Annotated in this window: 21 protein-coding genes; 11 read left to right on the top strand and 10 right to left on the bottom strand. The window is 65.7% G+C overall.

Annotation, left to right across the window (positions count from 1 at the left end; all coding sequences use genetic code 11):
* The first annotated feature begins 192 nt into the window (after positions 1-192).
* The 5 genes from EL493_RS13290 (at position 193) to EL493_RS13310 (ending at position 9,841) form a co-directional block, all read left to right on the top strand.
* Positions 193-1,488, top strand: a complete 1,296-nt coding sequence (locus EL493_RS13290) for a serine/threonine-protein kinase (RefSeq protein ID WP_019046111.1) — start codon at positions 193-195, stop codon at positions 1,486-1,488.
* Between the two features lie 38 nt (positions 1,489-1,526).
* The gene (locus EL493_RS13295) at positions 1,527-6,692 is read left to right on the top strand and encodes an AAA domain-containing protein (RefSeq protein ID WP_019046110.1); all 5,166 of its coding nucleotides are present in this window, start codon (positions 1,527-1,529) and stop codon (positions 6,690-6,692) included.
* 93 nt (positions 6,693-6,785) lie between these two features.
* The gene (locus tag EL493_RS13300) at positions 6,786-7,868 is read left to right on the top strand and encodes a Fic family protein (RefSeq protein WP_030203974.1); all 1,083 of its coding nucleotides are present in this window, start codon (positions 6,786-6,788) and stop codon (positions 7,866-7,868) included.
* Positions 7,869-8,206: 338 nt separating this feature from the next.
* Entirely contained in the window at positions 8,207-8,896 is a 690-nt protein-coding gene (gene gntA / locus EL493_RS13305; RefSeq protein ID WP_022565429.1) for a guanitoxin biosynthesis heme-dependent pre-guanitoxin N-hydroxylase GntA, read from the top strand.
* Positions 8,897-8,962: 66 nt separating this feature from the next.
* Complete coding sequence (locus EL493_RS13310) at positions 8,963-9,841, top strand: ATP-grasp domain-containing protein (RefSeq protein ID WP_022565428.1); 879 nt, start codon at positions 8,963-8,965, stop codon at positions 9,839-9,841.
* Positions 9,842-9,921: 80 nt separating this feature from the next.
* Here EL493_RS13310 and EL493_RS13315 read toward each other — a convergent pair whose 3' ends face one another.
* Entirely contained in the window at positions 9,922-11,670 is a 1,749-nt protein-coding gene (locus EL493_RS13315; RefSeq protein WP_232017286.1) for a UvrD-helicase domain-containing protein, read from the bottom strand.
* Between the two features lie 379 nt (positions 11,671-12,049).
* Here EL493_RS13315 and EL493_RS13320 point away from each other — a divergent pair, with 379 nt between their 5' ends.
* Entirely contained in the window at positions 12,050-12,640 is a 591-nt protein-coding gene (locus EL493_RS13320) for a hypothetical protein (protein WP_174435965.1), read from the top strand.
* 769 nt (positions 12,641-13,409) lie between these two features.
* Positions 13,410-13,904 carry a hypothetical protein gene (locus EL493_RS13325; protein ID WP_019046104.1) on the top strand — a complete coding sequence of 165 codons (495 nt, stop codon included), beginning with the start codon at positions 13,410-13,412 and terminating at the stop codon, positions 13,902-13,904.
* A 39-nt stretch (positions 13,905-13,943) separates the two neighbouring features.
* Here EL493_RS13325 and EL493_RS32300 read toward each other — a convergent pair whose 3' ends face one another.
* The 3 genes from EL493_RS32300 to EL493_RS13340 all read right to left on the bottom strand — a co-directional run bounded on the left by EL493_RS32300 (position 13,944) and on the right by EL493_RS13340 (position 17,357).
* The gene (locus EL493_RS32300) at positions 13,944-15,194 is read right to left on the bottom strand and encodes a hypothetical protein (RefSeq protein WP_019046103.1); all 1,251 of its coding nucleotides are present in this window, start codon (positions 15,192-15,194) and stop codon (positions 13,944-13,946) included.
* A complete protein-coding gene (locus tag EL493_RS13335) occupies positions 15,191-15,406 on the bottom strand; it encodes a hypothetical protein (RefSeq protein WP_019046102.1) in 216 nt (71 codons plus the stop codon). The genes EL493_RS32300 and EL493_RS13335 overlap by 4 nt, the downstream gene beginning before the upstream one ends.
* A 133-nt stretch (positions 15,407-15,539) precedes the next feature.
* On the bottom strand, positions 15,540-17,357 hold the full coding sequence (locus EL493_RS13340; RefSeq protein WP_019046101.1) for an outer membrane protein assembly factor BamB family protein: 1,818 nt from the start codon (positions 17,355-17,357) through the stop codon (positions 15,540-15,542).
* A gap of 134 nt (positions 17,358-17,491) precedes the next feature.
* On the opposite strand from EL493_RS13340, the gene EL493_RS32305 reads away from it, so the two are divergent.
* The gene (locus tag EL493_RS32305; protein WP_019046100.1) at positions 17,492-17,653 is read left to right on the top strand and encodes a hypothetical protein; all 162 of its coding nucleotides are present in this window, start codon (positions 17,492-17,494) and stop codon (positions 17,651-17,653) included.
* A gap of 48 nt (positions 17,654-17,701) precedes the next feature.
* Here the strand turns inward: EL493_RS32305 and EL493_RS13345 are convergent, their stop codons facing one another.
* Together EL493_RS13345 and EL493_RS13350 are read right to left on the bottom strand one after the other, a co-directional pair.
* Entirely contained in the window at positions 17,702-17,974 is a 273-nt protein-coding gene (locus EL493_RS13345) for a MoaD/ThiS family protein (RefSeq protein ID WP_019046099.1), read from the bottom strand.
* Positions 17,975-17,977: 3 nt separating this feature from the next.
* On the bottom strand, positions 17,978-19,075 hold the full coding sequence (locus EL493_RS13350) for a WD40/YVTN/BNR-like repeat-containing protein (RefSeq protein ID WP_019046098.1): 1,098 nt from the start codon (positions 19,073-19,075) through the stop codon (positions 17,978-17,980).
* Positions 19,076-19,354: 279 nt separating this feature from the next.
* On the opposite strand from EL493_RS13350, the gene EL493_RS13355 reads away from it, so the two are divergent.
* Both EL493_RS13355 and EL493_RS13360 read left to right on the top strand, forming a co-directional pair.
* Complete coding sequence (locus tag EL493_RS13355) at positions 19,355-19,900, top strand: hypothetical protein (RefSeq protein WP_019046097.1); 546 nt, start codon at positions 19,355-19,357, stop codon at positions 19,898-19,900.
* 98 nt (positions 19,901-19,998) lie between these two features.
* A complete protein-coding gene (locus tag EL493_RS13360; protein WP_030203985.1) occupies positions 19,999-20,733 on the top strand; it encodes a glucose 1-dehydrogenase in 735 nt (244 codons plus the stop codon).
* Between the two features lie 98 nt (positions 20,734-20,831).
* On the opposite strand, the gene EL493_RS13365 is transcribed toward EL493_RS13360, so the two are convergent.
* From EL493_RS13365 to EL493_RS13375, 3 genes are read right to left on the bottom strand one after another with little or no spacing between them, the layout of a single operon-like run.
* Entirely contained in the window at positions 20,832-21,194 is a 363-nt protein-coding gene (locus EL493_RS13365) for a hypothetical protein (RefSeq protein ID WP_019046095.1), read from the bottom strand.
* The gene (locus EL493_RS13370) at positions 21,191-22,354 is read right to left on the bottom strand and encodes an amidase domain-containing protein (protein WP_019046094.1); all 1,164 of its coding nucleotides are present in this window, start codon (positions 22,352-22,354) and stop codon (positions 21,191-21,193) included. The genes EL493_RS13365 and EL493_RS13370 overlap by 4 nt, the downstream gene beginning before the upstream one ends.
* Entirely contained in the window at positions 22,354-22,671 is a 318-nt protein-coding gene (locus EL493_RS13375; protein WP_126405695.1) for a type VII secretion target, read from the bottom strand. The genes EL493_RS13370 and EL493_RS13375 overlap by 1 nt, the downstream gene beginning before the upstream one ends.
* A 204-nt stretch (positions 22,672-22,875) precedes the next feature.
* On the opposite strand from EL493_RS13375, the gene EL493_RS13380 reads away from it, so the two are divergent.
* A complete protein-coding gene (locus EL493_RS13380; protein WP_019046092.1) occupies positions 22,876-23,358 on the top strand; it encodes a macro domain-containing protein in 483 nt (160 codons plus the stop codon).
* Here the strand turns inward: EL493_RS13380 and EL493_RS13385 are convergent.
* Complete coding sequence (locus EL493_RS13385) at positions 23,341-24,222, bottom strand: D-alanyl-D-alanine carboxypeptidase family protein (RefSeq protein ID WP_198041167.1); 882 nt, start codon at positions 24,220-24,222, stop codon at positions 23,341-23,343. The genes EL493_RS13380 and EL493_RS13385 overlap by 18 nt on opposite strands.
* Positions 24,223-24,330 lie beyond the last annotated feature (108 nt).

Below are 24,330 nucleotides of genomic sequence, written 5' to 3' on the forward strand. Positions count from 1 at the left end.
GTTCCAGCCACGGCAACTCTAAGATCGGCTGAAAACTATGTCAAACAGTGTGCGCCCTGTGCTGCAGTGGCGCGAAAGTCGACCGAATGGTTTGGCTGCCAGCCGGTCTGGGTAAGCATAGTGGCCGCCTCCGCCGCCTGCCTTCCTTTCATCCGGTATTTTGTTCCTTCGACCGAGAGGCACGGAGGGGTGATGGTGGGGCTGCAACCGCAGGTCGTCGGTGGTCGGTATCAGCTGACCAACCAGATCGGTGCCGGCGGCATGGGGCAAGTGTTCGCCGGATACGACCGTCACCTCGAACGTCCGATCGCGGTGAAGCTCACCCGGCCGGACCTGGATACCGACCCCCAGTGGACCCAGCGGTTCATCAGGGAAGCGCGGTTGATGGCGCGCTTGGCGCACCCGGGGCTGCCTGCGATCCATGACGCGGGAATCGAGCCGGGCCCACCCGAACGTCCCTACCTGGTGATGGATTTCGTGCACGGCGCGTCTCTGGATCAGATCGCGGGATATCGCAGCATGCTGCCGGTCGGGGTGGTCGCCTCGATCGGCGCCCAAGTGGCAGCGGTGCTGGCGGCCGCACATCGGCAATCCATCTTCCATCGCGACCTGAAGCCGTCCAACGTGATGTTGTGCCCGGACGGCACGGTGAAGGTCCTGGATTTCGGATTGGCGGTGCTCTTGGACAGTGATGTTTCCCGACTCACCTCCACAGGCAACACCCTCGGGACGCCCGCCTATATGGCTCCCGAGCAGATCAACGGTGACCCGGTCGTGGCGCAGACCGACCTGTACTCGCTGGGCCTGGTGCTGTACGAGTTGCTCACCGGTGCACAAGTGATCACCGGGAGCACGCCGTTCTTGTTGTGGCGCAAGCAGATCGAGTTTGTTCCACCCGAGGTCTCGACGTTGCGACGCGACATTCCGCGTGACGTGGTCGCACTGCTGTCGGACATGCTCGCCAAGGATCCGCGACAGCGGCCGCGCGATGCGTCGGCGGTGCACAGCGTCTTGCAACGGCATATCGGTGGGCTCGATGACCTCGACGATGTCCGCGAGCCGACCAGCCCGGCGCGGCTGTACGCGCAGGCACTCGTGGCCCCACCGAGTTACCGCACGGCTCGCACGTTGATCGCGCCACCGGCCGACATCGCGTTCATGGAGCCGCACAGCGCTCCCACAGTGCAGGGATTCGGCGACGATCGACGTGGCGCCGCGGACAGGCATTTCGACGCGGGCGAGTTCGCGGCGGCGGCCGAGTTGTATCGAACGTGCGCCGAGGAACTGACGGCCGCGAACGGGCCGTATGACGAACAGGCGATGTACTGCGTCCAGCGACACGCGATATGCCAACTGCGTCTCGGTAATCCGAAGGCAGCGCTTAATCGGCTCAAGCGGTTGCATCAGCAGATGTCGGTGCGATTCGGTGCACAGGACCCTCGTGTCATCGAACTGGCTACCCAGATCGACGGCATCCACGTTCGCTGAGCACCACGGTTGTTCACTACTGTTATTGGAGGATTCGGGTGATCGACACCGCGAGCGGGGAACAGGCTCCCGCCGATCTGGCCGGTCGTGGTGCGCGGCTGTTCGATTTTCTGGCACATGCGCAGCAGCTACGGGTGAGCCGAATCAAGGACATCGCCACCTATCAGCGCGATGGTGAAGTCATCTGGGTGGCCGACCTGCCCGACGATCCCGCCGTCACGTACGAGTCCGCCGAACCAGGCGCGCCGTTCCTCATCGCCGAGAAGACGCAGATTCCGCCTGCGCCTGCGCCGCCGTCGGTCCTGCGTGCCTGGCTGGTCGGAACCATCGCCGATCCCGAGAGCGAACCCGAACTGGAGTCACGTCGGTTCGATGCCGCCGGAGCCGAACTCGAACTCGCCGACCATCCGGACGTCGCCACGGCTTACGAGGAGTGGCTGCCGCGGTGGCGTGAGTGGGCGCCGGTGGCTCGAACAAAGCTCACGGTACTCGCGTTGTATCAGACCCTGTATGAGGTATATACCCGATACGAAAGCGAGAGGGAGACCTTCGAGGTCGTCTTCGCGCTCGGTTTGCTCACTTGGCACAGCAGCGCGGTCGGATCGGTGCGCCGCCACATCCTCACGGTGCCGGTAACGGTGCGGTTCGATTCCGGATACGGTGCATTGTCCGTCGCACTGGATCCGACGAGTACCGGCTACACCCCGGAACTGCAAGACATCGTCGAGGCGGGCCAGATGTCGGCGCCCGGCGATCTGCAGCGCGCAGAGGAGCAGGCCAGAACCGGTGACGTGAGCGCATTCGAGCGGCCTGACATCGCGGCTCTGGTCAGGATGTTCGTCAATTGCATCAACCCTGATGCCGAATACCGTGACGATCTTGCGCCCGCGGGCGCGACATCGAACCCGGTCGCCTACTATGCGCCCGCGATCGTGCTCCGCAAACGAAGTAATCGGGGCATGGTGAACGCGCTTCGGGCGGTCGCCGACAACATCAGGAACACCGGTCACCTGCCCACAGGCATGGTGAACCTCGTCGATCCCGATCATGAACCTACCGTCGCCTCCTGTAACGATGCGGGCGCGATCGTCCATGACGGACCGGACAAGTTTCTCCCACTGCCGCTCAACGACGTTCAGCTGCGCATCCTCGACCACGTCGACCGCCATGCGCACACGCTTGTCCAAGGGCCTCCCGGCACCGGCAAAACCCACACCGCGGCCGCGCTCATCACCCACCTGCTCGCGCAGGGCAAGCGTGTCCTCATCACTGCCCACACCGACCGGGCACTGCACGAGGTGCGGAATCGGCTGCCCGGCGAAATCAAGCCGCTGTGCGTGACGGTTGTCGGGGATTCCCGCGCCGAGCTCGAAGAACTCAAGATGTCGGTGGGTCGAATCAATCAGGCTGCCGCGGAACATGATCCGATTCGATCGAAACGGACGACAGCCGCAGCCGAAGCGAGTATCGAGGAACTGCGCCGCATTCGTGGTGAGCTGCATTGCGAATTGGTCGATCTGCGGGAACGGGACGTCACCGAACATCGGATCGGTGAGCAGACCGGCACCATCGCCGATATCGCTACCCAGTGGTCCGTGGACCGCGACGCTTTCGATTGGACCATGGGTCTGGTCGAAGCCGGCCCGAACGGGCAGTGCCCGTTCTCAGCGGGCGAGTTGCTCGAATGGCTCGCGCTACTGCGGGATCCTGATCTCGCCGACCCCGAGGCCGCGGCACCGGACTTGGTCGCGGCCGCAGATCTGCCCAGCGCGGACGACTTTGCGGACAGTCGCAATCGGGAACAGGCGGCCGGTGAACTGCGAGACTCCTATTCGCACCATCGTGGGACGCAAGCATTCTCGCAGTTGCTGGCGCTGTCACCGGAGGCTCGTACCGAGCTCTGTCACGCTGTAGTGGAGCTGGACACTCGGGCAAAAGATTTCGCCGCGCAGCCGGATGCTTGGGTGCGTGCGGCCGCCGAAGCGATCCGAGCCGGTCGCCAGCACATGTGGCAAGGATGCGCGCAGATCATCGATGCCCTGATCTCGCAGGCAGACACTGCGCTGGCGGCAATCGGCTTCGCCGATGTGCAGGTGACCGAGGTGGATCTCGCGCCACTGCTGTCGATAGCCGAAAACCTGCGCAGTCATATCGAGCAAGGTGGCAAGTTCGAGATCAAGACCGATGGCAGCCCCAAGCTGGGTTTCCTCACTTCGCGGGTTGTCAAAGACGCACAGCCGTTGTTCGAGAAGGTCCGGGTGGACGGCCGGATACCCACCAGGGTCGAACAGCTCACGGCATTCCTGGAAACCCAGAACTGCCGGCGACTACTCGCCCAACTCGATGGCGCCTGGCCGGTGCAGATTCCCGCCGTCGGAACTTTGCGGGACCGTGTCGCTGCACACCATGCTGCGCGGGTGTTGCTCGGCCGGGTTCTGGACTACAGTGACCGGCTCGCTGCGACCGGTAATGCGTTGCGCAACACCGGTATGGTGGTGCCCGACTGGACGAAGCCGGACGAGGTCGCGCGTCTGCTGGAGGCATTCGCCGCCGTCGAAGCCGAGCTGGCGTGGCGGCACAGCGGTGAGTCGCTGGCTGCGCTCACCGAACGACTCGACCGCTGGTGCCGTGATCCGAGGGCTACGGACAACCTGCACGCTCTGGCGGATGCCGTCCGTGCACGCGATATCGCCGCATACCGGCATGCGGGGGAGCGCCTCAACCAGCTTCACCGGCTCCGGCATGCCTTCGCGCGACGACGTGAGCTCGACGCCAAGATTGCCGGACAGCCCGGTTTGCACGCCGCGGTGATCGCGAATCATGACGATGTCGTGTGGACCCGCAGGTTCGAGGACTTCGAGGCGGCGTGGCAATGGAGCGCGATGGGCAAGTGGCTGACCAGCCACAACGTGGGTGAGGTGAATGGCCTTTGTCGCCGCCTCGACTATGTCGAGGAGCAGTTGCGAGTCCAGGCAACGATCCTGGCAACAACCCGCGCCTGGGACCGGGCGGTCGACAGACTCACCTATAAGGCCAGGGCAGATCTCAAGCAGTACTCGGACCTGGTCAAGGATCTGGGCAAGGGCACCGGACAGAATGCGGCGCGGAAGCGGGTCGGGGTGCAGCGGGCGCTGGCGAAGTGCAGGCCCGCGGTGCCGGTGTGGATCATGCCGATCTACCGTGTGGTCGAACAGTTCGAGATCAAACCGGACATGTTCGATGTGGTCGTCGTCGACGAGGCGTCGCAAGCGGGCGTCGCCGCGGTGTTCTTGCAGTACCTCGCACCGCGGGTTGTCGTGATCGGTGACGACAAGCAGGTATCGCCATCGGCCGTCGGTGTGAATGAAGACGAACTCGTCAGCCTCAGTAAGCAATACCTGGCCGGCGATCAGTACGCCGACACGTGGAAGCTGCCCAAGCGCAGTCTGTTCGACGAGGCGGCGATGCGGTACCCGAAGAAGCTGACGCTGGTCGAGCACCGCCGGTGCGTCCCCGAGATCATCGGCTTCTCGAACAAGATCGCCTATGAGCCGGAAGGCGTGTCACTGATCCCGGTGCGTCGCTTCGGTAGCGATCGCTTGCCGCCGGTCCGTGCGGTGTATGTCGAAGACGGGCAGGAGATTCGGTCGAAGGTCAATGAGGTCGAGGCCGACCGGATCGTCGAGCAGATCACTGCTTGCGTGGCCGACCCCGCGTACGACGGCAAGTCTTTCGGTGTCATCACGCTGCTCGGTACCGAACAGGCAAAGGTTGTCTGGCGCAAACTGATCGACGTCGTGCCGCCCGAGGAACTCGAGGCGCGGCGCCTGCTCTGCGGAAGCGCCGCCGACTTCCAGGGCGCCGAGCGCGATGTGGTTTTCCTGTCGCTCGTCGCTGCTCCCAGAGATAGCGGCAGACTGACCTCGCAGACGAAGGATGAAACCGTACAGCGCTACAACGTGGCTGTATCCCGGGCTCGTGATCAGGTCTGGTTGTTTCATTCGGTGACCACTCGGCATCTCGCCAACAGCGAGGACATGCGATTCCGACTGCTGGACTATTTCCTGGCAGCCGAGGCCGGCGTCGAGGAATCGGATTCTCCCCCTGAAAGATTCAGCGATGACCTGCTGACGAATCCCTTCGAGTCACTGTTCGAACAACGGATCTACAACCAGCTCGTCGACCGGGGATACCAGGTCGCCGCGCATCACACGGAGACGGCCTGCGACCTGGACATGGTGGTGACCGGCCGGGGCGGACAGCTCGCCGTTCAGTGCGACAGCGATCGCTGGCAGGGCGCGGATGCCTACCGATCCGAGTTGGCGTTGCAGCGCGATCTGGAACGCTGCGAATGGCCGATTCATCGGATTCGGCAGGCGGATTTCATTGTCGACCAGGAGGGAACTCTGGATTCGCTGTGCGCGGTCCTCGGAGCCCACGGAATTCTGCCACGTGGCGAAGATCCTATCCAGGACGAAATCGAAGAAGCTGACAGTGCGGGCTACGCCGTCGAGCCATCTCAGCCGGAGGCAGGCCTCCTCGATGAATTCGTCTGGGAACGGCCAGAAACGGCACCGGCTGATGAGCCGACAGTGGGCGCACCCACCGTAGAGATCGACGGGACCGACTTGACGGACCCGGCGCGCTGGTTGAAGCCCGCATCCGCCGACCCGGAACCTGCTGCACCGTGTGCGGAACTGTCCGCGGATTCGCTGAGCGAATACTCCGAGTTCACGGGTGTGCTGGAGAGCCCCACCACCGCCGCACATGCCACGATCGTCGCCGATCTGTGCGGCATCGTCGGCATCGAAGGGCCAGTGACCGGGTTGCGTCTGCGCGCGGCGTACGTCAGCGCGGCCAAGACTCGGGAGCGGGACAACGTCAAGGCCGCGATTGATCGCGCGCTCCACGTCGCCGTGGCGCATGGTCGATTGCTGGTCGACGATCCGCTCGACCTGGGTGATCTGGGGCTGATGGCCTACCGTGTGCCCGATCAGCCGCTGTCGCGATGGCGGCTGCGCGGTCCGCGTCCCATCGAGCAGATCCCACCCCGCGAACTGGCCGAGGTGATGGCGCACAACGGGCAGGTGCTCGGTTGGGCGGACCAGGGAAGTTTGTTCCGCGCGGTGATCAGGGCCTTCGGTCAGGTGCGGCTAACCGGTAACGCAACTGTGGCATTGGAACGGGTCGTGGGGCTTGCGCGCGCGGAGGGGAAAGGCAGGTGAAGCGTCGTGCAAAACAACTTCACATATCACTATGATGTGTAAAAAAAATCGGGAAAACTTTACATGTCCCACCTGTTGTGGCAGGTTGGGGCGATGACCAGCTGGCGGCCGGATGTCCCGTACAACGACCTTCCGGCGGTTCCGAAGCCTGAGGTTCTCGAGACCCGACCCGTGCTGAAAGCGGCCATCGCGGCAAACAGGGCGCTGGCGCAGCTCGACCAGGCCGCAATGGCCATGCCCAACCCGACGGTGCTGATCAACACGATCCCACTGCTGGAGGCGCAAGCCAGCTCGGCGATCGAGAACATCGTCACGACCACTGACGCGCTGTTCCGACACGTCGATGACGATGCCAATGCCGACGCCGCGACCAGGGAGACCCTCCGGTACCGGCACGCGCTGCGGATCGGCTACGACCACACAGTGACACGTGGGCTCACCGCGTCGACCGCGGTAGAGGTGTGCGGGATCATCAAGAACCGGCAGATGAGGCTCCGCGATCTGCCGGGTACTCGCATCGGAAATCCAGCGACCAACGAGGTCATCTACAGCCCGCCGGAAGGTCAGGAGGTCATCGCTGCGAAAATGGCCGACTGGGAGCGATTCGTGCACTCCGAAGACGGTGTGGATCCGCTGGTCATCATGGCTGCCGCTCACTACCAGTTCGAGGCCATCCACCCGTTCTCCGACGGCAACGGACGGACTGGCCGCATCTTGAATGTCCTGATGCTGGTGGAAGCAGGATTGCTGCGGCTTCCGGTGCTGTACCTCTCGCGCTACATCATCGACACCAAACGTCAGTACTACCGGCGGCTGCGCGCGGTCACCGCGGAGAGGGACTGGGAATCCTGGCTGCTCTACATTCTCGCCGGTGTCACGCAGACTTCGGAGACCACCGTTGCGAAGATCAACAACATCCGGCAGCTCCAGGAGAACTTCGCGCAGCGGGCCAGGGCGGTGTGCAAGGGCGGAGCCGATTCAGAGTTTCAGGCAGTGCTTTTCGAGCAGCCGTACTGTCGCATCGCCACGGTGATGGAACGCTGTGGTGTTTCGCGGCCGACCGCGACCGGCTGGCTGAACGGGCTGGCCGAAGCCGGGATGATTCGCGACGTGAAGATCGGTCGTGACCGGGTGTTCATCAACGCGGAGTTCCTTGATTTGTTGACGGCTCCCTGACTCGGTCAGGGGTTGCGTCGGTCGGAGAACCGCGGAGCGGCCGGGCCCAGGAGGCTGGGAAACGCATCGCTCGGAGAGTTCCGGAGTCGGTGGGTCGGCGACTCGCTACCCCGCAGTGGCCGCAGGAGCACGTCCCGGACGTGATTCACAGCACGTAAGCGGGGCTGACCATGCCCTCGAGCGGCGCAGATGGTAATCGATGTCGTTTCTATCGATTCGCGCGCGAGCTGGGCGGCTGACAGGATCAGCCCCGCAGTGTGGGCGAGGTGCTGCATTCGTCGATTCGATCGGTGCACACCCGCTCAGTGTTGAGATGTAGTTGGAAAGGATCGCCGGGGTTGACGACGGATGCGCGGGCTGAGGTGGAGCGGTTTCTTCTCGGAGATCGGTTCGCCTGTCTGGCGGGTCGCTCCGCCTGGCGTCAGGGCGGGATCAGCCATCGCCACTATGAGGTGATGGGTGGTCATGAGTCGGCGCGGAGGATGGCGGCAGATCTGGCGGATTTCGTCGGTGGGGCGGACTGGGGGTCGCGGAAGTTCACCAGTTTCATTGCGACGTTCGAGCAGCCGCGTGGGGTGGATGAGCTGCGGTTCGAAGAGTTGTTGTGGGAGCATTTGCAGCTTTTGCACGAGGCCGATGTGGAGCGGTTCGAGTGGGCGGAGGGGTGTTCGTCGGATCCGCAGGCCAGTGAGTTCAAGTACAGCGTGGCGGGGCATCCGTTCTTCGTGATCGGGCTGCACGAGACGCATCGGCGGTTCGGGCGGCGGCCGCCGTTTCCGATGTTGGCGTTCAATTCGCATGAGCAGTTCGCGCGGATCAAGGCCGATGGGATGTGGGATCGGCTGGCGGACAAGATCCGGAAGCAGGACATCTCGTTGCAGGGGGATATCAATCCGAATCTGATGGAGTACGAGACATTGTCGGAGGCGCGTCGGTATTCCGGGCGGCCCAAGCCGGTGGATTGGCAGTGTCCGTTCAGTGCTCGGCCGGCGGCGAAACGGGATTTGGCGGGTACGTCGAACGCTTGATTGTGGCGAGCTGAGCGGCCGTTGTCGTCCGGCTCCTGCTATTGGTCAGGGCACTAGAATTCGACGGTGCCCGCGACATTGCTGTTCTGCTCTGACCCACTGAATCCCCGTCGGGTCGACGACCACTTCTTCGCGCAGGCCGAAGCCGTGCGCGCTGCCGGCGGGACGGTCGCTTTGCTGGATCACGATGCGCTGATGGCGGGTGATCCGGCCGCGGCGGTGCGGAGGGTGCCGCGGGCGGCCGGGCCGATGTGGTATCGCGGTTGGATGATCCCGGTGGATCGCTATCATGATCTCGCACAGGCGCTTTCGGCGCGAGATTGTGTGCTTGCGGTTTCACCGGAGTGCTATGCCAAGGCCCACGAGCTGCCGGGGTGGTACGAGGCCTTCGCTGAATTGACGCCGCGGTCTCGGTGGATGGAGACGAAACCGAGGGCGGTGCCCAGCGAGTCGGTGGTGGCGGGACTGGCCGGATCGCTCGGTGTGGGCGCGGGGATCGTCAAGGACTACGTGAAGTCCCGCAAGGACGAGTGGGATACCGCCTGTTACGTACCCGATCTGCGTGACGTGGGCGCGCTGCGGCGCATTGTCGCGCGGTTCGTCGAGTTGCAGGGCGAGTATCTGGCCGGTGGGGTCGTGCTGCGCGAGTTCGAGGATTTCTCCGATGCCGCGGGTGGTCGGGCGGCGGAGGCCAGGGTTTGGTGGCTCGACGGTGAACCCGTGCTGGTCGGACCGCATCCCGATGAGCCTGCCGTGTGTCCCGAACCTGATCTGTCGATGGTCGCACCTGCGGTGTCGGCTCTCGGGTGCCGGTTCGTCACCACAGATGTCGCTCGGCGGGCGGATGGCAGCTGGCGGGTGATCGAAGTCGGCGACGGGCAGGTCAGCGACCTACCCGTGGGCGTGGATCCCAAGGCGCTGATCGGGCCGCTCGTTTCGCGGTGAGTGGTCGCGGTGCCCCGAGGGTTTTCGTGTCGGACGCGCGGCAAAGGTCGGTGGGACGCCCGAGGTCGGACCCGGGCTGATCAATCGGTGAGCAACCCCACCCAGAGATGGTCGCGGGCGCGGCTGGCGGCTACCAGGTGCTGGCGGGCTTGGAGTTCGGCCTGGTCGCGGGCGGCGGGGGTGAGGTCGGCGAGGTTGGTCGGGGGTTGTTTGGTGAGGAGGAAGACGGCGGTGAAGTCCATGCCTTTGGCGCGGTGGATGGTGCCGACTTTGATGTCGGTGGTTTGGGTGCCGTCGTAGTGTTCCAGGGGGATGGCGGGGAAGCCGGCTCGGCGGAGGATGGTCAGGTAGCGGCTGATGTGGCTGCGGTACGGGACGATCACGGCGATGTCCGCGTTGGTCAGATTCGCAGCCTGGATTGCCCTGGGCAGGGCTGACTCGGCTTGGTACCGGGTGAGGTGCTCCTCGACGACTTTGCCGTCGGGGAGGGTGGCATCGCTGTCGCGCAGCACGACGCCGGTGCCGCCGTCGAGGTCGTCGACGGTGTCGGAGGCTTCGATGCGTCGGGCGTAGTCGAGAACCGCGGCTCGGTTGCGGTAGTTGGTGCGCAGCACGCGGCCGCGGCCGCCGACCAATGGAATACCGGCCTCGGAGAGTGTGCAGCCGCCGGCGTAGACCTCCTGCTGGCCGTCACCGACCAGTAGGAGCAGAGAGTTCGTTCTGGCGCCGGCAATTTCGTAGACGAGCTGGAGTTGGCAGAGGGTGAAGTCCTGGACTTCGTCGACGACCACCAGGTCGAAACTCTCGCGTTCGGTGAGTGGGCGCGCACGGAGTTCTTCGACGGCGAGCGAGATGAGGTCGTTGTAGTCGTGGGCGCCGCGGGTCACGAGGCCGTGTTGGTAGGGCTCGTACCAGTGTTCCCAGACGAATTCCCGGCGCTTTCCGTGGAGGCTTATTCCCTCTCGGCCTCGGCGCCGTACCTGCTTGTACGCTTCGACGTTCGGTAGGCCGCGGCCTTTGATGACACGGTCTATCTCGTCGTGCCAATAGCCGAAGTCGGTGTCTTTGACTTTGTCCAAGGTGTCGCGAACGCCGCGCCAGGCGTCGGCGAGCGCGGCGTCGACAGCCTTCTCGTCGAGATTGAACGGCACCTCTCGCTTGCCGAGAAAATTGACGGTCCAGGCGTGCAGACCGGTGAAGACCGCGCGATCCGCCGCCCTAGGTGCCAAGCGGGCGAAGCCGCGTTCATGAAAGGTGGGCAGCGTCTTCACGAAGGTGGTGAACAGCAGTCGGCCCTGGTTGCGTTTGGCCCAGTGGGCCATGCGGTGCAACGCCACGACGGACTTTCCGGTGCCTGCAGGCCCGCTGATCCGAGCTGGACCGGTGAAGGTGGTCTGCACCAGCGTGAGCTGGGCAGGGTCGAGGAAGGTCATCCAATCGCTGATCGGGCGGGCGAGAACCGCCTCGCGTTCGGCGTCATTGAGGTCGGTTTCGGTGAAAAGGCCTGCGAGATCGGTGGGCTCGTCGGTGGTGGGGAGGTCGAGGTGCAGGCGGGTGAATTTGTCGACGTGCGAGGCTGCGAGTTGGGCCGCACGGGCGGGCTTGAATCGGCGTTCCCGGCGGATCAGCGTGTCGAGCAAGCCGGCTTCGTCGACGAGGTGGACGCGGCCGTCGGATTCGGCGCGAATGCGGCCGGGGAACACGACGACGATCTCGACCATGTGCGGGACGAATCGGAAGCCGGCGGTGGCGAGCCGCACGAGTGGTTCCTCGGCGTGCTTGCGCAGGTCTCCGAATTCGGCGGTATCCGGAGTGGCGGCGGCGAACACGAGAGCGAATACGCCGGTGGGACCGATCGCGAAGGCAGTCGGGTGGCCGGTCCGTCGGGGTCCCCGGCGGGTCAGCAGGTGCCAGTTCTCGGTCGCGAGAATGCCTGTGAGAACGCGGCGTTCCGGTGAACTCAGGTCGGCTTGTTCGGCGAGTGTCTGTTCGGCTGCTCGCAGGCGGCGTTCACGTCGGATGTTGGCCATGGTTTCCCCCTCGAACCCTGGTCGGTGCGTTCGTTGCCGACGCTAACCCGTTGTGTCCCAGCATAATTCAAAGTCCGTAGCGACGGGCGTCGAATAGTGGCCCCAGGTGTGCAGCGTCGGCGGCTTGCTGATGCTCCGGGGCTCGGGGGTTGCGCGGCACCTCGCTAAGGTCGGGTGGGTGAGGCTTTGGACGTTGCAGGCTCCGGAGGTGGTGGCGACAGTGCGTCACTCCGGTGTCTACCGTGCCGACTGGGATCTGGTTGTCGGCAATTGGCGCGGTGCGTATGCCGACATGGTGGCGGAGATGGGGCGGCGGGGGATCGACTGTGGCGGGGCGCCGCCGGTGTGGTGCTGGCCCGGTCGCGGGTGGCGGCGTGGAGCCGTTCGGCAATCGGCGAGCATGTTGCTCGGTGATCATGAGTGGGCGCATGGGCGATGGCTGTTGAAGCTCGATGTGCCCGCTGAGGTGGCGATGGCGACCTCGTATGCCGTGTGGAACGACTATCTGGGCTATGCGACCGGGTTTCAGGATCAGCCGGAGCGGATGGATTGGTCCGGGCGGAAGACATGGGAATTCGACGAGATCCAGGTGTGTATTCCGGAGTTGTGGCGGGAGTGGGTGGTGCGGGCGCGGCCGTATCCGCCTGATGCGGAGACGGTTGCGCGGATCGAGGCCGATCCTTTCCTCCGTGATCTGTATGTTCCGGCGTGTGTTGGGCGGTGGGGCGTAACGATTCGCGGCCGCCTGGGAACTGGTGTTCGGTCGTGACGCGCCCACTCGACGCACGTCGATCGGCGTGCTGCACGCGAGTTTCGGGACCGGTGAGCAATCCGCCGTACAGGGTTTTCTCCGTCCACTTCGAGCGGGGTCGGATCAGTGGATGACGCGAAGCCCAGACACAACGACAGCGAGTACGGGGCCCAGTCAGGGGCGGTAGGTGTTCGGATGCGGATGGGCCCTCCGGGTGTTGCACCCGAAGGGGTAGCTGCACATGGATGGTGTCGCTGAGGGTGGATCCCGGTTCGATACGGGTGGGGGAGCGGCATCGAGCGGGGCACGATGCAGTTCGGCGATCGGTAGCGGAACTGGCGCTGGCTCATCTCGATGACGCCGTCGGAACGTGGTGCGACGAAATGCCGTTCGCGTGGTGGCGCCGAGTTCGCATCTTGCTTGACGCGGTTTATCGCGTAGATCGGGCTTGGGCGGTGATTCGTCGCGGTGTAGCGGATGGTCAGTTCCGTGGGGGTCGAATCGAAGTCGACGGTGAGGCCGAGACGTTCATCCCATTGGGCTTCCGCGGGCTCGCACCACTGCTCGCGGTTGTCGGTCGGTGAGGTGGTGTGAGGAGGGGGTGATGTGCTGGGCGCCGCCGTGAACCGGACGAGCGATTCGTCGGGGTATCGGCCCACGCCGTGAGAGTGATGATCGCGGTCTCCGGCACGGCGGCAATGGTGCCACAGCGTGGAGCTGGTCTCGTTGGAAGTCGGTCAGGTGTCGGGCCCGGTGGTGATGGGTTGCGTGTACCTACGATGGACCGATGGAACATCTCGTCGATGTCGCGGACCGGTTCGCTGTGGGTGAGCTCGGCTCCGAGGAATTGACGATGGTGGCGGCGGATGCGTTGGCGCGAGGACTGGACTGTGCTGCACTGGTCGAGCTCGCGTGCCTTCATCGGGCGGACAGTGGAGGGGCGCCTGATCTGTTTCGGATCGCGCTCGCGCAGCTGGGGCTCGATGACCGTGCGGATGTCAGCTGGGAGCAGCGCCGAGTCGAAGTGATCGTGCGCCGAACCGAGGCATCTGCGAGAAGGGTACTGGTCGGCGACGGGGACCCGTACGAACACTGCGCGGTGATTGGAGAGTATCTGCACCAGTTGGCTCACATCGCAGATGCTCCGATGCCTGAGCTTTCCGCGTTGGCAACTGATTTCGAGGTGCTTCGAGTCGACTGGGAGGATGGCTACGGTGACCCGGCTGAACACGGGTTGGCCCTGAAACAGTCGTGTGAGAGATTGCTGGGACGCCGTGCCTGAGTTGACACCGACCATTTCGGCCGGCGTCAACCTTCAGCGCTAGGCCTCCTTGGACAACGTTGACGCGGTGTCGTCCAAGCCGCAGGTGTGGGCCCTGGCCGTGAGGAGTTTGCGGGCTCGGGTGGGGAGTTCTTCGGTGATCGAGGTGATGGTTTGCCAGGCGGTGTGGTGGGTGGGGTCCAGGAGGTCGACGAGGGTGTCGAGTTCGGGCATGTCGTCGAGGAGGGTGAGGACCCGGGTTCGGGGGGCGCCTTCGACGAGGAGGGCCAGGGGGAGCATGGTGGGGGCTTCGGGGCTGGCCAGGATGATGAGGGCGCGGAGGGAGTCGTCGGGTTCGGCTAGGACTCGTTCGGCGATGCAGCGTTGCTGGGTGGGGTCGAGGTGGGGGACCAGGGGGAGGAGGTCGAGCCAGAGGTTCTGGGTGAGGGAGATGTCGGAGACTCGGGTGAGGGTGGCCGGGTCGTGCATGACGGGGCGTTGGGCCAGGCGTTGGAGGCCGGTGATGGCCATGCCCGCGGCGACGGGGAGGAGAGCGTCCCAGGCGTCGAGTTGGTTGACGGCGGTGAGGAGGCCGTCGAGGATCTCGTCATCTTGTTCGGCGACGATGTCGGCCATGCGGGCGCGTTCCTCGGGGCCGATGAGGTCGAGGAGGGAGATGGCGTCGGCCCATTTCTCCTCGGCGTACATGGCGGTGACCATGCCGGGGACGCGGTCGGTGACCATGTTGAGCAGGCGTTCGGCCTGGGAGCTGTCCTCGAGGTGGAGGCCGACCTGGAGGATGTCGCTGTCGGCGGCCTGGGGGAGGGCGGCGAAGAGGATGGAGTCGGGCATGGCGCCGGCGAGGCGGCCCATGGTCAGGTAGTCGCCGCGGTCGATCAGTTCCTTGGCGACCTCGGCGGCCATGGTGTCGGGGACGCGGGCGATGACCTCGGCGGCGCGTTTGGGGTCGAGGAGAACCGTCGCGTCGGCGAGGAACTTGGGGGACAGGTTCTCGGCGATGCCGACGGCGCGGGCGGGCTCGACGGCGCCGGCGACCGCGGCGGCCAGGGCGGGGCCGAGGGCTTTCTCGGCGACCAGGGCGGCGATGGGCTTGGGGACCAGTTTCACGGCGGCGGCGACGCGTTGCATGCGCAGGACGTCGCGGCCGGACATCTCGTCGCTGACCTGGTCGCGGAAAGCCTTGATGGCAGTGGGGGTCTGGGTCTTCAGGAAGTCCAGCTCGGTGGGCTCTATGTCGAGGACCCTGGCCAGTTTCGCGATTTCTGCGATGGTGTGGCGGACACTGGTCATAGTCCCAGAACCTTTCGGACGGCCGGGCGCGCCATGCGCGGGATGAGGTGCATGCCCTCGCCGAGGGCGTCGTCCATCGCGGCCTTGCGGGCGGCCAGGGCTGATTCCACGAAGGTGTTCAGGCGGGTGAGGTCGGTGGGGTCGAGGGTCGCGAACTCCGCCGGCGGAGGGGCTCCGAGGGTCGCGGTCAGCTGGTCGAGGCGGTCCGGCACCGAAAGAGCTCCTTCGATAGTGTTGTGGCAGTGGCGATTACACGATAGCGGTGGGGGAGCGCCGGCGCTTCTTCGGTTGGGTGCGCGGTGGACGATTTACGGCTCGTCGCCGACCGGTGGTGCGGCTGGGCCGCTAGCGGAAGCCGATGATGTCGAGGGTGGCGTCGCCGATCGCCTCGTTGTTCTGGCAGACCATCAGTACCGCGGAGGAGATCGGGAGCAGTCGCGGGACAGTCTGTTTGGGGCGGCACGAGCTGGCGAAAGAAGTTGTGCTGGGGCTGCTCAGGTTTCGGCGGTCCCAGAGCGACAGACCCGGGGATTCGTCGAAGTTCAGGTTGATGATCTGATCGGTGAGGAAGAGCAGGGAGTCGCGGCTCCACGCGGTCAGTTCTGGAACCGGTGTGCTCGCGGTGTCGTGGATGCTCGTCAGGGCAGCGGTGTGTTCGCCGGCGGGCGCCGAGTTCGGTTGTCTGACCAGGACCGCCGGGCCGTCGGGATCCGCGGCAGAGGGCCGGGTGCCGGATCGGATAGGAGCGCTGGCGAGCTGGTCCGGTGCGTTCGCGAGGAGGTACGCCGCACCTGGATCGCCCCAACTCGCCATGAGGGTGTTCGACAGCAGGTCGAGGTCGGGTTGGCTGTCGGCGGGGAGGTCGCGGCTGCCGACAACGTCGCCGGTGCGGGCGCTCAATGCGGTGATGCGCCAGGTCGAGCCGCATTTCAGCAGGTGGTAAATCGCAGCTGCGGTGACCTGGATGGGTGTGTCCGTGGATTTGCAGCCGGAATCCGAACGGGATGTCGACCATCGACGGACGGCGGTTCGAGCGTCGTATGCCTCGATGCGCCTGGTGGTTTCGACGATCAGATCGTCGGCCGCGGGGGTGTCGAAGAGCCGGCCGGGCCGATCCTTTTCGTCGACGGTGAAGTCGTTGTCGTCGTCGGATGTCCACAAAATGTGGCCGGTGACGGCGTCGAAGGTGATGCGGTGTGACTGGTCGCCGGGACCCTCCCAGCGAGTCGTCACCACGGAGCGGTCGGACGTGACGATGGTCGTTCCGCGTTCGAGAGCGAACACGCGCTTTCCCGATTGCGGGCGGCGTAGGTAGTGCCAGCGTGGTTCGCCGGTCGCGCCGTCGTAGGCGCGCAGGCCGTCGACGCCCGCGACGATGAAGCCGGTGCCCGCCGGGAGGACTTGGCGGCCGGTCGCTTCGGGTCTGTTGTTGAGCGGTGGGAGTTCGAGTCGGTAGGCCTCGGCGGTCACGCGGGCGGGGAGGGCGGGCGGTGTGGTCGAATCGGCTGTGCGGTGGTCGATATTGGCGTTGTCGTCGCCGGCGTGGATCGCGAGGGCGCCGACGGTGGCGGCGATGACCAGGCCGGCGGTGGTCGCCACCGCGACCGCACCTCGGCCGATCGTGCGGGACACGCCCATGTGAATCGTGAGGGGCAGGACGAGGATCGCGCCGATGCCGACCAGGATCGTCGCGGCGGCCGCGGTGGGCAGTTGGGTGAAGTAGGGCAGGGTGGCGCGGAGGGTGTCGTAGCTGCTCGGCAGGTGTTCGCGCCAAGTCATTCCGGCCAGGATCACGATCATGAGCACGATGGCCGCGGTGGCGAACTGTTCCCAGTCGTGCTGGCGGGTCCACAGGTCGACGGTGCGGCGGCGGCCGGCGAGCCAGGCGGCGAGGGTGATGAGCAGGGTCAGGCCGCCGAGAACCGCCGCGACCATCGCGAACTGGGTCGGCTGGGCCAAGGATTCGCGGACCGAGACCGCGGTGGTGCCGAAACGGCTGACGAGCGCCAGGATCACGCCGCCCGCCAGCAGGCCCGTGCCGACGGCGGCGGCGACTGCGCGAAGGCGGGAGAGCTGGCCGAGGGGGCGTTCCAGTGTCGGTAGGGAGGTGGGCGGATCGTCGAGTGTGGTGCGTGTTCGGTCGGCCGACGTGCTGTCCCCCACGAAACTGTCCCCCTCGTCTGTTCGTTCGGCCGCGGGTGGTGCGGCCCGGAACAGCGTATTCGGTCTGTGGTTTCGGCGCTGATCGCCGGATGGTCGCTTGCCGGATACTCTGGAAGTGAACGAGGGGAGCGGCGATGTCCGAGCAGTATGACGGTGATCCGCGGGCGAAGTGGCGGGAGCTTCCGCCGGAACCCGAGGCGTTCATCGAAGAGACGACGGTCGAGACCAGGGCGGCGGATCTGGGGGTTCCCGCGGTCGATCTCACCGAGGAGTTCGTGCGCAAGTACGGGCTGTGACGACGAGACCGGGACGATGCCCGTCGGGCACGTCACGGACTGGTCGGTTCATCCGCCGGCGACGGCGGGGATGATCATCAGCTCGGTGGTCGCGGACAGTGGCGTGTCGACGCCGTCCAAAGTGCGGCATTCGTCGCCGTCTATGTAGAAATTGACGTAGCGGCGGAGGGTGCCGCGTTCGTCGCGGAGGCGGCGTTCGAGGGCGGGGGATCGGGTGCGGAGGGTGTCGAGGACGTCGCGCAGGGTCGGGCCCTCGATGTCGAGTTCGTGGGCGCCGTCGGCGTAGGGGCGCAGGGCGGAGGGGAGCAGGACGCGGGCCATGGGTCAGCCGACGACGGCGGCGCGGACGCACAGGACGTCGGGGAGTTTGTCGGCGACGAGGTGCCAGTGGTCGCCCTCGTCGGGGCTGCAGTAGACCTCGCCGTTGCGGGTGCCGAAGTAGATGCCGGTGGGGTCGGCGTCGTCGGCGCACATCGCGTCGCGCATGACGGCGGCCCAGAACGGCACCCGCGGAAGACCTTCCGTGCTCGCCGACCAGGTCTGACCTGCGTCTTCGCTGCGGTAGACGGCGCAGGTGGCGTCGGGTGGGAAGCGGAAACGGTCCATGTCGGCGACCAGCGGGAAGGTGTAGACGACGCCGGAGCGCCGCGGGTGGGCGACGATCGGGAAGCCGAAATTCGACGGCGGCAGGGCCGCGTCGATGGACTGCCAGGTCGTGCCGTCGTCGGTGCTGCGGAAGACGCCGCCGTGATTCTGCAGGTAGAGGGTGCTCGGGGTGTCGGCGTCGCGGGCGACCTTGTGCACGCACTGGCCCCATTCGGGCAGTTCGCCTGGTAGGAAATCGGCGGTCACGCCCTTGTTGGTCGGCTGCCAGGACGCGCCGCCGTCGGCGGTCTGATAGACGCCGCCGGTCGACATGGCGACCGCGAGTCGCTGGTTGTCGGTGGGGTGCGGCAGGACGGTGTGCAGCGCCAGGCCACCGCCGCCCGGCTCCCACTGCGGGCGGTGCGGATGCTCCCACAGCCCTCTGACCAGCGTGAAAGATCTACCGCCGTCGGTGGAACGGAACAGCGCCGACGGTTCGACGCCCGCGTAGACGACATCGGGTTCGGCCGCGGTCGCCGGGGCGATCTGCCAGACACCCTGGAGCGCGGCGTCGGTGTCGTCGGGGAAGGACAGCGGGGCGTCGTCGGGTTCGGTCCAGGTCTGCCCCAGATCGTCGCTGGCCACCATGGTCGGGCCGAAGTGGCTGTTCAGGACGCCGGCGAGCAGGCGCGGGGTGGCCCGGCGAGTGTCGATGGCCAGGGCTTTCACGTCGGCCACCGGGAACTGGGGTGGGCTGACGGTCCAGCTCGCGCGGCCGTCCGAGCTCCGGGCCAGGAACAACCCTTTGCGAGTTCCGATTCCGAGCAGCACGTCCATTGCCGACCTCCAGGTCGTCGCACCGGCGCGAACGAAAATGAGCCTACTCCGCGGCAACGTAAGGGCCGCGAGATCTCGGTCGGTAAGGGATACTGGTCCGATCGTGTCGCGACCCGCCGCACGAGCGTGACATTTTCGCGACCATTTCGTAATGTGTCAGAGACTTGTTCTCGACAGTAGCTGGTGATTGATATCGTGCCTGGTCAACATCGCACTCCCGCGCCCCCTTCGGGGCGCATGTCGCTGACTGTCTGCAGCCTCGCGGCGACTGTTCCCGGAATGCTGTGGATGGCCTTGCGGCCCGGCGCGACCGAGGTGCAGCAGGTCGCGTCCGTGCAGCCGGTCACGCCCGCGGCCATCGAGATCGACCCGCTGCCCGCGTTGACCCACGACGAGCCGACCATCGCGCCCGCGCCCGTGGCGGCCGACGACGAGATGGCGTCGCTGTCGGCGGAGAAGCTGAAGTACCTGTGCTCGACCGAGTGGAAGGGCACGCAGCCGCACGTCGCGCAGGTCAGTCACATGATCCAGAAGATGTTCGGGCTCTCCGACATCGGCGGCGCGCACGGGCGCTACGACGGCGACCACGGCGCGGGCCTCGCGCTCGACCTCATGACGCAGAACCCCGCGCAGGGTGACGCGATGGCCGCGTTCATCCTGGCCAACAAGGCGCGGTTCGGTGTCACCTATGTGATCTGGCAGCAGCGCTACAACGACGGCAGCGGCTGGTCGTACATGGAGGACCGGGGCAGCCCGACCCAGAACCACTACGACCACGTGCACGTGTCGTTCTCGTCCTACGGTGCCGCGAACCTTACCTGCTGACACCGCCCGGCGGTGTTTCATCTAGGCATATCCCCACGCGAATCGAGCCACCCTCCTACGGTGAGGGTGGCTCAGTTCTCGCGAGGAGGTATGTGGACATGGGACGGTTGGCCGGCAAGGTCGCGGTGATCAGCGGCGGAGCGCGCGGGATGGGCGCCGCGCACGCGCGCCGGTTCGTCGCCGAAGGCGCGTCGGTGGTTCTGGGCGATGTGCTCGACGCCGAAGGCGCCGTCGTCGCCAAGGAACTCGGGGATTCCGCGATCTACCGGCACCTCGATGTGCGCGAGCCCGAGCAGTGGGCGGCCGTGGTCGCCGCCGCGGTGGAGACCTTCGGCGGGCTGCACGTGCTGGTGAACAACGCGGGCATCGTCAACGGGAATCTGCTGGTCGACTTCGCGCTCGACGAATGGCAGCGGATCATCGACATCAATCTGACCGGGACCTTCCTCGGGATGCAGGCCGCGGTGCCGGCCATGACCGGCGGCGGGTCGATCGTGAACATCTCCTCGGTCGAGGGGATGCGCGGCAGCCCGGGGTTGCACGGTTACACCGCAACCAAATTCGCGGTGCGCGGGCTCACCAAGTCGGCCGCCTTGGAACTGGCGGCGCAGGGGATCCGGGTGAACTCGGTGCATCCCGGGCTGATCAGCACGCCGATGACCGAGGGGATTCCGCCGGACTTCCTGCAGATTCCGGTGAAGCGGGCGGCCGAGCCGGACGAGGTGTCGGCGTTGGTGGCGTATCTGGCTTCGGATGAGTCGTCGTATTCGACGGGGGCGGAGTTCGTGGTGGATGGTGGGTTGACGGTGGGGGTGCCACACAAGAGTTTCTGACGGATGGTGGACCGGGGCTGTCGTCATGGTCAGCGCGTTGGCTGCGCAGGCCGAGCCGACTCCCCGGTCATGCCCACCGGCATGGCGGCCGCCCGGGATCAGGCGCAGCCGGAGTTCAATCCGTAGAGGTGTACCGTTCCGGTGTAGTCGTGGACATACAGGAGCCACGGCGTCTGGTCACATCCCCGAACGGAGCGTTCGATCGCGAACGGTAGGGGCCACCGGCGGTCGGCCGGTTCCGACCCGCCATGGAGCGTCGTGAGCCGTTCGTACTCGGCGCTGCCTTCCGGCGCCGAATCGATGCGGGAATACTTCGTGTCGTCGATCCGTGGTGGGGGTGTGAACATCCACGTCCACGAACCGTAGGTCACCGAGTACCAGGCGTCGATCGCCAAGGCGGACAGGCCGATACCCAGTACGGCTGCGACGGCTGCCAGTGTGTTGCGTGTCGACAGCGTCACTGCTGATCTCCTGGATAGTTGACCCGGATCATGTGGTACTTCACGGGGAACGAACTCTCGCCACCCTGCTGAAGTGTCCACGGAACCTCTTTGTTGTCCTTGGAGTGGTAGTTCACCACGTCGGCCATGACGGTCTGGCCGTTCGGCAGGGTTACCGCCTTCTGACCGACGTAGATCGCGGTGTGATTGATGGTGCCGGAGTTACCGTTTCGGCCGTCGCTCAGCTCGTACTGCACGATATCGCCTGGCTTGAGGCCGGCCTTGCTGAGTGCCAGCGGATCCGCGTCCGCGGTCGTCGACGCGATCGTTCCAGTCTGGACGTCGGTGCCGCTGGGCGTCCCGTCCTTCGGGTCTTCCCTGGTCAGATAGTCATAGAGGTTCGGGGCGCCACTCCAGGTATGGGATGGGTCGGATACCAGGGTGTCGTCGTCGTAGTACCAGCGTCCGTCGTCACCGCGGTGCATACGCGGCACGCCGCCGTCGCCTTCGTCGTCGAAGCCGGCGGCTCGCAACGCCTGAGAGACGAAGTTGGTGCAATCGGCTTCACCGTAGTCGGTGTAGTCAGGGTTGCGGCCGAGCGCCCACTGGTTCGCATAGTCGACGGCAGCTTGCCGCTCCGGCGACAGCGGCTGGTTGCTGCCGCCCGCCGCGTTGGTGAGGGGAGCCACCAGCAGGATTGCGTCGATGGCCTCCTGAATCTTCGTCTTCCACAGAGCGTCCGATTCCGCGATGGTGGTCGCGAAGCCGACGAGGCTGCTGCTGAGCTGTTCGGCTTCGTTCGCGTCGTCCATGTTGTGCACGGTCCACGCCTGGTCGTTGCCGATGACCACGGGCTCTACTTCGCGCAGCCGAACGATCTGTTTGATCTGATCGACCGAGTATTCGATCGCCTGGTGGAGCTTGGTCGAGGCATCCTCGAGGTTGTAGTAGGCGGTGGCGACCTCGCGCATGTCGCGTTGTTCACGGACGGCGCGATCCTCAGCCGAGTTCTTCGCGTCGCCGGACCATGTGAGGTCGTCGTGAATCGTCTTGAAGACGTAGTTCGATGATTGAACGATCGAGTCGCCGATCTTCCCGGCGTTTTCCGCGACGGTTTTCAACGACGCGAGGTCCCAGGACAGGACCTGATCCCGAGTGGGCAGGACAAGGTCGGGGCTCATCAGTAGCTTCTCGCTGGGGCGTCGGCCGCGTTCATGTCGGCGAATTTCGCCAGGCGTTCGGCCGTGTCGGTGTCGGTGTCGGTGTAAGCGGCGGCAGAGATGTTCAAAAGGTTGCCCAGCTGCTTGATTCTGGACTGCAAAACCGTCTTGGCCTGGCGACTCGCCGTGTCGGCCTCGGTGAACAGGGCGGCGGCGGAAAGACCTGTCAACTGAGTCGCGACATTCGCCCCACCTAGCTTGGTCCACTCATCCACTTGATTGGATTGTTTGGTCAGCTCCACTGCCGCAGCACGCAAACTGGCTGGATCGACTTCCACAACAACACCTTTCGACAGCGAGGCTGCCGACTTTACCAAGGCCCAACTGGACGAAATGGTGACAGCCGTGCTTTGTTCATGGCCGTGCAGTGCGCCTGACGAGCGGGCCCCACCACTACCGGCACGCCGTTCTGCCACGTCGATCGCGGCGTGCGGACTCAGTGCTGGTGGGCGGATGTCGGACCGTGGTGGTACTGGTTTGGCATGGTTGATACGGGGGTTCGGGAGGTGTGCGGCGATCTGCTTCGGGCAGAGGTCGACGCGCTGGTCAATCCGGTGAATACCGTCGGGGTGATGGGCAAAGGGCTCGCCTTGGCGTTTCGCCGTGCATATCCCGAGATGTTTCGGGAGCACGCGGCGGCGTGTCAGCGGGGCGAGGTGGTCGTCGGATCGATGTTCGTGTGGCGCGACGGTCCGCGGTTCGTGGTGAATTTTCCGACGAAGCGCCATTGGCGTTCGCGCAGCACGGTGGCCGATATCGAGGCGGGGCTGAGTGAGCTGGTGTCGACGGTTCGGGAGCTCGGCATTCGGTCGATCGCTGTGCCTGCGTTGGGATGTGGGTATGGCGGTCTCGATTGGCCCGCTGTCGAACCGCTGATCCGGTCGGCCTTCGAGCCGCTCTCGGCCACGGTCGGCGTGTATCTCTATCCGCCGACCGTGGCGCGGGGGTCAGCCGATGGGGAGTAGGCCGAGGATGGGGTCGTAGGCCCAGTTGAGGAGGCGTTCGGCGTCTTCCTTGGCGGCGATGCTGCTGTGGGGGGAGCTGTGCAGGACCACGCCGATCAACGGGATGCCGGCTCGGACGGTGGCGAAGAGGAGGCAGTGGCCCGCGGCGTTGGTGTTGCCGGTCTTGATGCCGATGGTGCCGGGGTATTCGCGCAGCAGGCGGTTGGTGGTCTCCCAATGGTGTTCGCGGTTGGCGGGGCCCGCGGCGATGTGGTGGGAGTGGGCGGCGACGATCTCGCGGAAGGGGATGCGCCACATGGCGCGTGCGCCGAGGGTGACCAGGTCGGTGGGGGTGGCGTGGGTGGAGTCGTCGGTGGGGTTGGGCAGGCCGCTGGGGTCGGTGAACTGGGCGCCGCCCATGCCCATCGCGCGGGCGGTGTCGTTCATCCTGGCGATGAAGCCGGCCTGGCCGGGGCCGAAGGATTCGGCGAGGGCGTAGGCGGCGTCGCACCCCGAGGGCAGGAGCAGGCCGTAGAGGAGCTGGCGGGCGGTGAGGACCTCGCCGGGGACCAGGCCCGCGGTGCTGCCGTTGTGTTCGGCGCAGTAGCCCACGGCTTCGGCGGGAACGGTGACCGGGCGTTCCAGGTCGTTGCTGTCGATGACGACGACCGCGGTCATCACCTTGGTGATGCTGGCGATCGGGACCGGGGTGTGGGCCTGCTTGGACCAGACCACCGTGCCGGTGATCCCGTCGGCCAACGCCGCGCCGACCGCTTGCAGTCCGGCGGGACCGGCAGCGGGCCAGATCCCGTCGGAACTGCCGGTCGGGCCCGCATTCGCGACACCGTGACCGACCGCGACGACGACAGCACTCGCGACAGCCACGTGCAACACTCTGGCAAATGTGCGCATCCGCACATTCTGACCCATCGATTCACCGATCCGCGGGATTTGAAAGACGCGGATATTGGTGTTGAGTGCTGGAGCGAAACG

The organism is Nocardia asteroides (genome assembly GCF_900637185.1).
Taxonomy (GTDB): Bacteria; Actinomycetota; Actinomycetes; order Mycobacteriales; family Mycobacteriaceae; genus Nocardia; species Nocardia asteroides.

Bases quoted from the DNA above. Each gene is read 5' to 3' on its own strand.
- EL493_RS13290 (WP_019046111.1), top strand. From the start codon at position 193: ATGGTGGGGCTGCAACCGCAGGTCGTCGGTGGTCGGTATCAGCTGACC.
- EL493_RS13300 (WP_030203974.1), top strand. From the start codon at position 6,786: ATGACCAGCTGGCGGCCGGATGTCCCGTACAACGACCTTCCGGCGGTT.
- EL493_RS13325 (WP_019046104.1), top strand. From the start codon at position 13,410: ATGGAACATCTCGTCGATGTCGCGGACCGGTTCGCTGTGGGTGAGCTC.
- EL493_RS32300 (WP_019046103.1), bottom strand. From the start codon at position 15,194: ATGACCAGTGTCCGCCACACCATCGCAGAAATCGCGAAACTGGCCAGG.
- EL493_RS32305 (WP_019046100.1), top strand. From the start codon at position 17,492: ATGTCCGAGCAGTATGACGGTGATCCGCGGGCGAAGTGGCGGGAGCTT.
- EL493_RS13345 (WP_019046099.1), bottom strand. From the start codon at position 17,974: ATGGCCCGCGTCCTGCTCCCCTCCGCCCTGCGCCCCTACGCCGACGGC.
- EL493_RS13350 (WP_019046098.1), bottom strand. From the start codon at position 19,075: ATGGACGTGCTGCTCGGAATCGGAACTCGCAAAGGGTTGTTCCTGGCC.
- EL493_RS13355 (WP_019046097.1), top strand. From the start codon at position 19,355: ATGCTGTGGATGGCCTTGCGGCCCGGCGCGACCGAGGTGCAGCAGGTC.
- EL493_RS13360 (WP_030203985.1), top strand. From the start codon at position 19,999: ATGGGACGGTTGGCCGGCAAGGTCGCGGTGATCAGCGGCGGAGCGCGC.
- EL493_RS13370 (WP_019046094.1), bottom strand. From the start codon at position 22,354: ATGAGCCCCGACCTTGTCCTGCCCACTCGGGATCAGGTCCTGTCCTGG.
- EL493_RS13380 (WP_019046092.1), top strand. From the start codon at position 22,876: ATGGTTGATACGGGGGTTCGGGAGGTGTGCGGCGATCTGCTTCGGGCA.